This window comes from Chitinophaga sp., assembly GCF_035564935.1.
In the GTDB taxonomy this organism is placed as follows: domain Bacteria; phylum Bacteroidota; class Bacteroidia; order Chitinophagales; family Chitinophagaceae; genus Chitinophaga.
Genome location: NZ_DATMTE010000761.1, coordinates 1 through 11,006, shown reverse-complemented (window position 1 = coordinate 11,006; position 11,006 = coordinate 1). Strand labels below are relative to the sequence as shown.

General features: G+C 45.0%; 11 protein-coding genes. 8 read left to right on the top strand and 3 right to left on the bottom strand.

Annotated elements, in window-relative coordinates:
- Positions 1–438: thymidine kinase (locus tag VN105_RS19780; RefSeq protein ID WP_325643401.1), on the bottom strand; the 438-nt coding region annotated here is incomplete at its 3' end.
- Positions 439–528: 90 nt separating this feature from the next.
- On the opposite strand from VN105_RS19780, the gene VN105_RS19775 reads away from it, so the two are divergent.
- On the top strand, positions 529–1,476 hold the full coding sequence (locus VN105_RS19775; protein ID WP_325643399.1) for a hypothetical protein: 948 nt from the start codon (positions 529–531) through the stop codon (positions 1,474–1,476).
- Here VN105_RS19775 and VN105_RS19770 read toward each other — a convergent pair.
- Positions 1,446–2,708 (bottom strand): 3-deoxy-D-manno-octulosonic acid transferase, encoded by a 1,263-nt coding sequence (locus VN105_RS19770; RefSeq protein ID WP_325643397.1) that lies wholly within the window; start codon positions 2,706–2,708, stop codon positions 1,446–1,448. The genes VN105_RS19775 and VN105_RS19770 overlap by 31 nt on opposite strands.
- A 109-nt stretch (positions 2,709–2,817) precedes the next feature.
- Here VN105_RS19770 and VN105_RS19765 point away from each other — a divergent pair, with 109 nt between their 5' ends.
- From VN105_RS19765 to rfbD, 6 genes are read left to right on the top strand one after another with little or no spacing between them, the layout of a single operon-like run.
- The gene (locus tag VN105_RS19765; protein WP_325643395.1) at positions 2,818–3,945 is read left to right on the top strand and encodes a DegT/DnrJ/EryC1/StrS family aminotransferase; all 1,128 of its coding nucleotides are present in this window, start codon (positions 2,818–2,820) and stop codon (positions 3,943–3,945) included.
- A gap of 9 nt (positions 3,946–3,954) precedes the next feature.
- Entirely contained in the window at positions 3,955–5,268 is a 1,314-nt protein-coding gene (locus VN105_RS19760) for a UDP-glucose/GDP-mannose dehydrogenase family protein (protein WP_325643393.1), read from the top strand.
- A 21-nt stretch (positions 5,269–5,289) separates the two neighbouring features.
- Positions 5,290–6,231, top strand: coding sequence for a UDP-glucuronic acid decarboxylase family protein (locus VN105_RS19755; RefSeq protein ID WP_325643391.1), 942 nt, complete (start codon positions 5,290–5,292; stop codon positions 6,229–6,231).
- A 13-nt stretch (positions 6,232–6,244) separates the two neighbouring features.
- Positions 6,245–7,300 (top strand): dTDP-glucose 4,6-dehydratase, encoded by a 1,056-nt coding sequence (rfbB, locus tag VN105_RS19750; RefSeq protein WP_325643389.1) that lies wholly within the window; start codon positions 6,245–6,247, stop codon positions 7,298–7,300.
- 52 nt (positions 7,301–7,352) lie between these two features.
- Entirely contained in the window at positions 7,353–7,913 is a 561-nt protein-coding gene (gene rfbC / locus VN105_RS19745) for a dTDP-4-dehydrorhamnose 3,5-epimerase (RefSeq protein WP_325643387.1), read from the top strand.
- Positions 7,914–7,922: 9 nt separating this feature from the next.
- Positions 7,923–8,789 carry a dTDP-4-dehydrorhamnose reductase gene (rfbD, locus tag VN105_RS19740; protein ID WP_325643386.1) on the top strand — a complete coding sequence of 289 codons (867 nt, stop codon included), beginning with the start codon at positions 7,923–7,925 and terminating at the stop codon, positions 8,787–8,789.
- A gap of 39 nt (positions 8,790–8,828) precedes the next feature.
- Here rfbD and VN105_RS19735 read toward each other — a convergent pair whose 3' ends face one another.
- Positions 8,829–9,524 carry a hypothetical protein gene (locus tag VN105_RS19735; RefSeq protein ID WP_325643384.1) on the bottom strand — a complete coding sequence of 232 codons (696 nt, stop codon included), beginning with the start codon at positions 9,522–9,524 and terminating at the stop codon, positions 8,829–8,831.
- A 181-nt stretch (positions 9,525–9,705) separates the two neighbouring features.
- Here VN105_RS19735 and tyrS point away from each other — a divergent pair, with 181 nt between their 5' ends.
- Entirely contained in the window at positions 9,706–10,986 is a 1,281-nt protein-coding gene (gene tyrS / locus VN105_RS19730; RefSeq protein ID WP_325643382.1) for a tyrosine--tRNA ligase, read from the top strand.
- Positions 10,987–11,006 lie beyond the last annotated feature (20 nt).

Below are 11,006 nucleotides of genomic sequence, written 5' to 3'. Positions count from 1 at the left end.
GTGCAGCTTGGTAATGTAATCGGCCTTGGCCAGCAGGAAAGGCATCTGGCCAAATGGTTTTCCTGTAAAATCCATATCCAGTCCGGCAATGATAACACGTACCCCGCGAAGTGCCAGCTGATCACATACATTAGGTAATTCGTCGTCAAAAAACTGTGCCTCGTCAATACCTACTACATCTACCTCCTGGGCGAGTAACAGTATCTGCTGGGAGTTTTCTATGGGAGTAGAAATGATCTTATTTTCGTCGTGAGAAGTAATGCTTCCTTCATCATAACGGGTATCTACCGCGGGTTTGAATATTTCCACTTTTAGATTGGCGATACGCACCCGTTTGAGCCGGCGGATCAGTTCTTCGGTTTTCCCCGAAAACATAGAGCCGCAAATGACCTCAATCCAGCCCCTCCGCCCTCCTGCAAGAGAAGGTTCAATAAACATATTATACTAATTTGATTACTAATTAATTAAAATATTCTAATTTTATGAAAATAAAATAATTTCCATCACTAACCCGTTAACAATTAAGGCATGGAAAAAATTAATGCATTAATTGATAAACTGCAGGAATTAAAAAATTCCGGGGCTGAGCTTTCAGCAATTTCGTATTACGCGCAATTGCTCCAGGCAGAGGTGCTGCATGCACGTAACAAGCTACATCAGCAACAGGTACAATCTACCCAGGGAAATATCGCGGTAATTATGCCGGTACAGCAACCTGTAGCAGTAGCAATGCCTGCAGCTGCTGCGCCGCAAACTACAACATTACCTTCAAATAAACCGGAGGAAGCACCCGTTGTCTCCCCCGAACCGGAAGAAGTGAATGCCCGTGCAGCAAGACTAAATGATGTACCTACCCGTAACACGGTAATTCTTACGGAAGATATTAACACCCGCGCAGCAAAGGCAGAGGAGCCTTTAACGGGTGAACAGGCAGCACCAACACCGGTAACACCCGCAGAAGTACCTCCTGCTGCAAACCAGGTTCCCCCTAAACCGGAACCGGTAATAACGGCGCAACCTATTCCTACGCTGGTGGTTAACCAACCGGCGGCAGAAAAACCGAAGCCCGCACCTGCCGCTACCCTGTTTGATGATGTACCACCGGTAAAAGCCACACCCGCTGCGGGTAACGGCGAGCTTAGAAAGGATCTCAATGAACTTGTTGGCAGTAGCAATACCTCACTAAATGACCGCTTACGTCAGCAACAGGTAGAAGTGGCGCAAAAACTCGGAGAAATGCCTATTAACGACCTAAGGCAGGCTATTGGCATCAACGATAAATACCAGTTTATCCAGGAGCTGTTCCGGGGCGACCGCGACCTGTACGAACGTTCCATTAAAACCATCAATGAATTTGGTAATCTCCGGGAGGCGGATTACTGGATCCAGCGTGAAATAAAAATTATACAGGGCTGGGAAGATGACAATCACCTGGTGCAGCATTTCTATTCATTGCTGAGAAAACGCTTTTCCTGAATATAATCCAATACTTTCCGGGTGGCGCCTGTATTGGCGCCCACATAATTTCCAGCAATAGCGGCTATATTGTTGTAAGATGCCGTGTTTGCCAGCAGCCCCTCCATGTAAGTATGTAGATTCCTGTAATTATGTACTACCAACGCTCCGCCTGCAGCCACCAGCTCCACCGCTTCAAAATACCTGGCAAACTCCGGTCCTATGATCACCGGCTTGCCGTAAACCGCCGGTTCCAGCACGTTATGTACACCATCTTTACCGAAACCGCCGCCTACGTAGGTAATAAAAGCGTAGCGGTAAAGCGCGGTGAGCATACCAATGTTATCTATGATCAGTACATCCGACCCGCTACTTCCCCCGTTCTTTAAACCGGAAAAAAGCTGTGCCCCGGGGAACAGGGCCAGAACCGACTGAATATGGCCATCATGAATTTCATGTGGAGCAAGGATCAATTTTATGTCTGTTTCCTCTTTTTCTTTCCACCAGTCGCTCAATACTTTTTCATCGGCTGGCCAGGTGCTACCCGCCACAACTAACCTGCTTTTTCCGGAAAAAGCGGAAATTTCAGGCAATTCCCGGTATTCATTCAGCAACGTTGCTACCCGGTCGAACCGGGTATCACCACTAACACTGCAGTTTTGAAGCCCTATTCCGTGAAGCAGTTCAAGTGAGGTTTCGTTCTGTACAAAAATATGCGTGAGTTGTTGCAGGAGGCGGCGGAACATATTCCCATATCCTTTAAAAAATACCTGGTCGGGCCGGAAAATGCCGGATACCAACAGGGTTGGAATATTCCGCTGATGGAGGGCTGTAAGATAATGATACCAAAATTCGTATTTTATGAAGATAGCCAGGGCGGGCTGAACAATATCCAGGAAATCGCGGGCGTTGCCACTTGTATCCAGGGGCAGGTAATACACATAATCAGCGCCTTTGTAGTCTTTCCGCACTTCGTACCCGGAGGGCGAAAAAAAAGTTAACAGCATTTTATACGAGGGCCAGGTAGCACGAATGGCTTCCAGCACGGGTCTTCCCTGCTCAAATTCGCCCAGTGAGGCAGCATGGATCCATATCACGGGATGTGTGCCAACACCAGCCTGCTGCATGCGCAACCGCCAGTTCTGCCGGCCTTCCAGCCAGCGACGGGCTTTGGTTTTCCCTGTAAATGCAGCCAGGCGTACTCCCGCTTTGTATAATTGAAGCCCTGCATTATAAATTCCTTTTGCTATCATTCTCCTGCGTACTTTTACTTAATTTTCAGCTGAATGCAAAGATAATCCCCAGCCAATCCCAAAATTTGTAAATTTGCACACTTTAAACAAAATAAAAATATACGATCATATGGTTCCTATTCAGATGGTGGACTTGAAACGCCAGTATACGAAGATTAAATCACAGGTAGATGCCGCCATCGGCGAAGTGCTGGATAGTTCAGCTTTCATTAATGGAGGTGCGGTTCAGCAATTTGGCAGCGAGTTACAGTCGTACCTGGGAGTAAAACATGTGATCCCGTGTGCAAATGGTACGGATGCACTTCAAATTGCCATGATGGCGCTGGGGCTGGAACCAGGTGATGAGGTAATAACTCCTTCTTTCACTTTCATTGCTACGGCGGAAGTAATAGCCCTGCTGCAGCTGAAACCCGTTTTCGTGGATGTGGATCCTCAAACATATTGTGTGGATATAGCTGCCGTAGAAAAGGCAATTACACCTAAAACCAAAGCTATTGTGCCGGTACATTTATATGGTCATGTAACGGATATGGAACCGCTGATGGCGCTGGCGGCGAAACACAAGCTGTATGTGATTGAAGATAATGCACAGGCAATTGGCGCTGATTATACTTTTGCCGACGGCACAAAGAAAAAGGCCGGCACCATCGGGCATATTGGTTGTACTTCCTTCTTCCCGTCCAAGAACCTGGGCTGCTATGGAGATGGCGGTGCTATTTTCACCAACGACGATGACCTGGCTGCAAAAATCCGCATGGTAGCCAATCATGGCCAATCTGCACGTTATTATCATGACGTGGTAGGTTGTAACTCCCGTCTCGATTCCGTACAGGCTGCCGTTTTACGTATTAAACTTCCTTTGCTGGATGAATATATTACAGCGCGCCGTGCAGTGGCCGACGCTTATGACGCTGCGTTTGCAGATATGCCCCAGATAACAACACCTTACCGTGCGCCTTACAGTTACCATGTATTTCACCAATATACACTGCAGCTGAATGGCGCAGACAGGAATGAACTGCAGAAATACCTGGCTGAAAAAGAAGTTCCTGCAATGATCTATTATCCTGTTCCGGCTCACCGCCAAAAAATGTTCGAGCACTTTGGTGGTGCAGCTTTTGATCTTCCCGTAACCGATAATCTCACCACAAAGGTGATTTCCTTGCCAATACACACTGAAATGGATCCCGATCAGCTGGAATATATTATCCAGTCCGTTAAATCATTTTTAAAATAATCACCCCACATGAAAATTACAGTAGTAGGAACTGGTTATGTAGGTCTTGTAACCGGTACCTGTTTTGCAGAAACAGGAAATGATGTCACTTGTGTAGACATTGATGCCAACAAAGTAAAAAAGCTTTCTTCAGGCCAGATTACTATTTACGAACCTGGTCTTGAAAAATTATTTGAGAGGAACCTTAAAGAAGGGCGTTTGTTCTTTACCACAAGTCTGGAAGAAGGTATTAAAGATGCGGAGGTAATTTTCCTTGCATTGCCAACTCCTCCCGGAGCAGATGGAGCCGCAGACCTTTCCTTTGTGTTGAATGTGGCAGCGCATCTCGGTAAAATCATGACCGACTACAAGGTGATTGTAGACAAAAGCACTGTACCGGTTGGTACAGCCGAAAAAGTAACCGCCGCCATTGCTCAAAATTGCAAGACGCCGTTTGATGTAGTTTCCAATCCTGAGTTTTTGCGGGAAGGTGTGGCAGTAGATGATTTCATGAAACCGGACAGGGTAGTGATCGGCACTACGTCCGAAAGGGCCAGAAAAGTAATGGGTGAACTGTATGCTCCTTTTGTAAGACAGGGAAATCCTATTCTTTTTATGGATGAGAAATCCGCAGAGCTTACCAAATATGCGGCAAATTCATTCCTTGCCACAAAGATCTCTTTCATGAATGAAATTGCGATACTGTGTGAAAAGCTCGGCGCTGATGTGGATATGGTACGCAGGGGCATTGGTAGTGATGATCGTATCGGTAAACGTTTTCTTTTTCCCGGTATCGGCTATGGTGGCAGCTGCTTTCCTAAAGACGTACAGGCATTGGTAAAATCATCTGAAGATGCCCAGTATGAATTTAAGATCCTTAATGCCGTAATGGATGTAAATGAAACGCAAAAGCTGTTCCTTCTTCCTAAAATAAAAAATTTCTTTAAAAACGATCTGAAGGGCAAACACTTTGCACTGTGGGGGCTTGCTTTCAAACCCAATACAGATGATATCAGGGAAGCACCAGCATTATACATCATTGATGCGTTACTTACCGAAGGCGCCACAGTAAGCGTTTTCGATCCTGAAGCAATGACAAACGTAAAACAAATACTGGGAGACAGGATCACTTACGCTGATCATCAATACAACTGCCTGGAAAATGCAGATGCCCTGATCATTGCAACTGAATGGAGCGTATTCAGAACTCCTGACTTCCATAAAATTTCGGCCACCCTTAAAAATCAGGCTATTTTTGATGGCAGGAACCTTTTCGAAGTATCCCGTATGAAAGAACTTGGCTATCATTACGAAAGTGTAGGACGCATACCGGCTATTCTGTAACTATTTATTTATACCTGACGTATGGAAAAGAAAAGAATACTCATTGCAGGTGCTGCCGGATTCCTGGGGTCTCACCTTTGCGACCGGTTTATAAAAGAAGGATTTCATGTAATTGGCATGGACAACCTTCTTACCGGCAATATCAAAAATATTGAACACCTTTTTCCGCTACCGGAATTTGAATACTATCATCACGATGTTACCAAGTTCGTACATGTTCCCGGAAAACTCGATTATATACTGAACTTTGCATCCCCGGCCAGTCCGATCGACTACCTGAAGATGCCTATCCAGACACTGAAAGTAGGATCACTGGGTACACATAACCTTCTGGGACTGGCAAAAGAAAAAAAGGCGCGTATCCTTGTAGCCTCCACTTCTGAGGTATATGGAGATCCGAATGTGCATCCGCAACCCGAGGAATATTGGGGAAACGTAAATCCGGTTGGCCCGAGAGGAGTATATGATGAAGCCAAAAGATTCCTGGAATCCATTACAATGGCCTATCATAACTTCCACGGTGTGGAAACACGTATCATCCGTATCTTCAATACTTACGGTCCGCGTATGCGACTTAATGACGGACGTGCATTGCCCGCATTTATGAGCCAGGCACTGAATGGCCAGGATCTCACTGTATTTGGCGATGGTAAACAAACCCGGTCATTCTGCTATGTTGATGATTTGGTGGAAGGCATTTACCGCTTATTGTTAAGCGATTACCACCTGCCGGTTAACATCGGCAATCCACAGGAAATTACGCTGAACCAGTTTGCAGAGGAAATCATTGCGTTAACGGGTTCCAAACAAAAAATTGTTTATCAACCGTTGCCCAAAGATGATCCCAAACAACGGCAGCCGGATATCACCAAGGCCCGTACCCTGCTTGGCTGGGAGCCAAAAGTAAGCAGGCAGGAAGGATTAAAGATCACCTACGAATATTTTAAAGAAGCCTTAAAGTAAAAATTCATTTGGAATGAAGCGGACATTATTAATCACCGGCGGTGCCGGATTCATTGGCTCTCATGTGGTACGGTTATTTGTCAACAAATATCCCGACTACCAGATTGTAAATCTCGATGCGCTTACTTATGCCGGTAATCTGGAAAACCTGGTGGATGTAAAAGATAAACCGAATTACATTTTTGAGAAAGGTGATATTACAGAAGAATCTTTTATTGATGAGCTTTTTACCAGGTATCAGTTTGATGGTGTGATTCACCTGGCCGCAGAAAGCCATGTAGACCGTTCTATCATGGATCCGCTGGCATTTATCAAAACAAATGTACTTGGTACTGCAGTATTGCTGAACAATGCACGGAAACACTGGAAAGATAACATGACCGGCAAACTGTTCTATCATGTGTCTACCGATGAAGTGTACGGATCGTTGGGAGATGAAGGATTTTTCCTTGAAACTACCGCCTATGACCCGCGCTCTCCCTATTCCGCTTCAAAAGCCAGTTCAGATCATTTTGTAATGGCTTATTATCACACTTATCATTTACCAGCTGTTATCTCCAATTGTTCCAATAACTACGGGTCGCATCATTTCCCGGAAAAGCTGATACCGCTGGCCATTCACAATATTAAAAACAATAAGCCGGTACCCGTTTATGGGAAAGGTGAAAATATTCGCGACTGGTTGTTTGTAAATGACCATGCACGTGCAATTGATACTATTTTCCATCACGGCAAAGTAGGTGAAACCTATAACGTAGGCGGCTTCAATGAATGGAAAAATATTGACCTGATCCAGCTACTGTGTAAGATCATGGATAGGAAGCTGGGGCGTCCCGAAGGCACCTCAGCCCAATTGATCACTTTTGTGAAAGACAGGGCAGGGCACGATCTCCGCTATGCTATTGATGCCACCAAGCTCAATAAAGAACTGGGATGGGCGCCTTCGCTCCAGTTTGAAGAGGGCCTGGAAAAAACAGTGGACTGGTACCTGGAAAATGAAACCTGGCTCAACAATGTTACCAGCGGAAACTACCAACAATACTATAACGAACAATATCAAAAAAGATAGTGGTGCAGTAGTTGGTTCAAAACTATCTGCTCATCACTTACAGCTATTACACATGCCTTTTCAACAAACCGGGATACCCGACCTGTTAATTTACGAGCCCAATGTTTTTGGAGATCATCGTGGATATTTTTTTGAAAGTTATAATGCCAATACCTTCAGCGCTGAAGGTATTGGGTATAAATTTGTGCAGGATAACCAGGCCCGCTCTACCTATGGTGTGCTTCGTGGCCTTCATTATCAGCTGGAGCCTTATGCACAAACCAAACTGGTAAGGGTACTTGAAGGAAGCATTATTGATGCCGTTGTAGACATCCGTAAAGGATCCCCTACCTACGGCAAATCCTTTGCAATTGAGTTGAGCGCCGGCAATAAATTACAACTACTGGTACCTAAAGGATTTGCACATGGCTATGCGGTGATCAGTGAAACGGCAGAGGTAATGTACAAATGCGATAACTTCTACCATAAAGGCAGTGAAGGCGGAATCATTTATAACGACCCTGCCCTTGGTATTGATTGGGGTATCAACCTGGATGATGCAATTGTTTCTGAAAAAGACCTGATCCTTCCTACATTGGCAAACATTCAACATAATTTCATTTTTAACAGCTGATCATTTGCTATGAAGAATATTCTTGTTACCGGCGGAAATGGCCAACTAGGACAAGCCCTGCAAAAAGTAGCAGGCGATTACCCGCAATTCAACCTGTTATATACCGATTATCAGGACCTGGATATCACCGATGCGGATGCCCTGGCAGCTTATTTTTCCGCGCAGCAGATCGATGCGTGCATTAACTGTGCTGCCTATACAGCAGTGGATAAAGCAGAGGAAGACGAAGACAAGGCATTCCTGCTGAACTTCCAGGCAGTGCTGGGTTTGGCTGAAATATGCGCCCAACATAATGCCCAACTGGTACATATATCCACAGATTATGTGTTCAGCGGCAAACAGAATGTGCCTTATACCGAAAATGACGAAACAGATCCGGAAAGCATTTACGGCGCCTCTAAAGTACGTGGCGAGGCTGCTGCTACCGGCTATAACCCCGATACCATCATATTGCGGACATCCTGGCTTTACTCTGAATATGCGGTTAACTTCGTAAAAAGAATGCGACAGCTGATGCAGGAAAAACAGGAACTGAATGTTGTTTTCGATCAGGCCGGTACCCCTACCTATGCGGGAGACCTGGCAAAAGCCATCCTGGATATATTACAATACAAAACAGCCAACCCCGAAACTGCCATTGGTGGTGTATATCATTACAGCAATGAAGGCGTTACCAGTTGGTTCGACTTTGCCGTAACTATTAAAGAAATGACTAACGCCACTACTGCTATACACCCTGTTACATCCGATAAGTATAAAACGGCCGCCAAACGTCCGGCATACAGCGTATTGAATAAGGAAAAAATTAAAAGCACGTTTGGCCTCCATATCCCCTACTGGAGGGATAGCCTGGCCAAATGCCTGAAAAATAGTTAAAGTAAAAGGCCCGTTGTTCAAAAACAACGGGCCTTTTACTTATTTCTTAATCGCAGTGATCATTGTTCCTCCCATGTCTTTCCCATCTTTACCGGACGAGGTTTTCACCGGTCCGAAATCCGGCGCAAACCACTCTATTGCACCCAACTTCATTGGAATCCCCTGTCCCATCATCTTCATCTGAAAATTAATATCATAGGCAATTTTGAAACAATCCCAACTACCAGCAGGGGTGGTTACCTTTTCTTTTCCCAGCACCTTCCGGTTGCTGATCACATAACTAATCCCTATTTCCATTCCGTTCATATTCCCGCTCATTTCAAAAGTACCGCCCGGTAGCTCTTGTCCGGCGTGCATTCCGGAGGGGTAATCGAGAAAAGACGCGTTGGTTTTTCCTTCCATTTTCATATCTTTCATCTGCGGCATGGCCGGGACGCTCATTTTCATATCTATTGACACCCCATTACCGCTGCACTTGAAATGCCCGGTCCCGGAAGTTACCTGCTTATTGCTTTTATCGTAAAACGTATTGGTAAAATCAGACACTGTTCCACTCCCATCCCTGCGCACATTGGTCACTTTATAAATGGTTTTTCCACTGGCGGTTCCTTTTGCATCAAAAATGGTCATTTCAATTTCTGCATTATTAAGCAGATAGTAGTATCCCTTGCAATCCTGCGCCAGTACAGGCATAGCAAAACACAGTACAGCAAAAAAAATAACAACTGTTTTCATAACATACTTAATTTGGGGGTGAGAAACAATTCTATCACATTCATCTACGGCTGGCAGCTGGGTGCAAAAGGCCGGCCTTCTTCATAAATTTACATAGATATTTGTTATACCAGCCAGGAATCCTTAAAATGGGCGAATCCTGCGAATTTTATGTAGGTTTGCAAAAATTATTATTAAAATCATGAATCTGATAGATGAACTGCGCTGGCGGGGTATGCTACAGGATATGATGCCTGGCACAGAAGAGCAATTGAAAAAGGAAATGACCAGTGCGTATATTGGTTTTGATCCTACCGCAGAATCGTTGCACATCGGCAGTCTGGTACCCATCCTGTTACTGGTGCACCTGCAAAAGGCAGGACATAAACCCCTGGCGCTGGTAGGCGGCGCTACCGGCATGGTAGGTGACCCTTCTTTTAAGGCGGAAGAAAGAAAAATGCTGGACCTGGATACCCTGCAAAAAAATGTGGCTGGTATTAAAGCCCAACTGGAGCGCTTCCTCGACTTCGATGCTGCCAAACCAAACGCAGCTGAAATGGTGAATAACTTCGACTGGTTTCAACACATTACCTTCCTCGATTTTATCCGCGACACCGGTAAACATATCACCGTTAACTATATGATGGCCAAAGATTCAGTAAAAAAAAGGATCGAAGGCGACAACGGGATGTCGTTCACTGAATTTACCTATCAACTGATACAGGGCTACGATTTCTATCATTTATATACTGCCAAAAACTGTAAACTGCAGATGGGCGGCTCCGATCAGTGGGGCAACATTGTTACAGGCACAGAGCTGATCCGTCGTAAAGCACGGGGCGAAGCATTCGCATTTACCTGTCCGCTGATCAAAAAAGCAGACGGTACCAAGTTCGGTAAAACCGAACAGGGAACCGTATGGCTTGATCCTAAACGCACTTCCCCTTATGCGTTCTACCAGTTCTGGCTGAGAACAACCGATGTGGATGCAGAAAGCTATATCAAAATATTCACCTTCATGGAACAACCGGAAGTAGAAGCTTTGATAGAAGAACATAGAAAAGATCCGGGGCAACGACTGTTACAAAAACGCCTTGCTAAAGAAGTAACTGTATTTATTCACGGTGAAGAAAACTATAATTTCGCGGTAGAAGCAGCGTCTATACTGTACAATAAAAATACTGCCGAATTACTGGTATCTCTTTCTGAATCGGATCTGATCGATGTGATGGATGGTGTTCCGCAGTTTGAGGTACCAAGAGCTGAACTGGAAACAGGTAAGGATATTGTAAGCCTGCTCGCTGAAACCGGTATTTTTCCCAGCAAAAGCGAAGCCCGTAAAACAGTACAGGGCGGTGGCGTGAGCGTGAACAAAATAAAAGTACCGGGTATTGATATGATCGTAAATACCTCTTCATTACTGAGAGATAAATACATTTTGCTGCAAAAAGGCAAAAGCTATTTCCTGGTAAAAGCTGTATAAAACTTAGTCATAAAAAAGAT

Bases quoted from the DNA above. Each gene is read 5' to 3' on its own strand.
- VN105_RS19775 (WP_325643399.1), top strand. From the start codon at position 529: ATGGAAAAAATTAATGCATTAATTGATAAACTGCAGGAATTAAAAAAT.
- VN105_RS19770 (WP_325643397.1), bottom strand. From the start codon at position 2,708: ATGATAGCAAAAGGAATTTATAATGCAGGGCTTCAATTATACAAAGCG.
- VN105_RS19765 (WP_325643395.1), top strand. From the start codon at position 2,818: ATGGTTCCTATTCAGATGGTGGACTTGAAACGCCAGTATACGAAGATT.
- VN105_RS19760 (WP_325643393.1), top strand. From the start codon at position 3,955: ATGAAAATTACAGTAGTAGGAACTGGTTATGTAGGTCTTGTAACCGGT.
- VN105_RS19755 (WP_325643391.1), top strand. From the start codon at position 5,290: ATGGAAAAGAAAAGAATACTCATTGCAGGTGCTGCCGGATTCCTGGGG.
- rfbB (WP_325643389.1), top strand. From the start codon at position 6,245: ATGAAGCGGACATTATTAATCACCGGCGGTGCCGGATTCATTGGCTCT.
- rfbC (WP_325643387.1), top strand. From the start codon at position 7,353: ATGCCTTTTCAACAAACCGGGATACCCGACCTGTTAATTTACGAGCCC.
- rfbD (WP_325643386.1), top strand. From the start codon at position 7,923: ATGAAGAATATTCTTGTTACCGGCGGAAATGGCCAACTAGGACAAGCC.
- VN105_RS19735 (WP_325643384.1), bottom strand. From the start codon at position 9,524: ATGAAAACAGTTGTTATTTTTTTTGCTGTACTGTGTTTTGCTATGCCT.
- tyrS (WP_325643382.1), top strand. From the start codon at position 9,706: ATGAATCTGATAGATGAACTGCGCTGGCGGGGTATGCTACAGGATATG.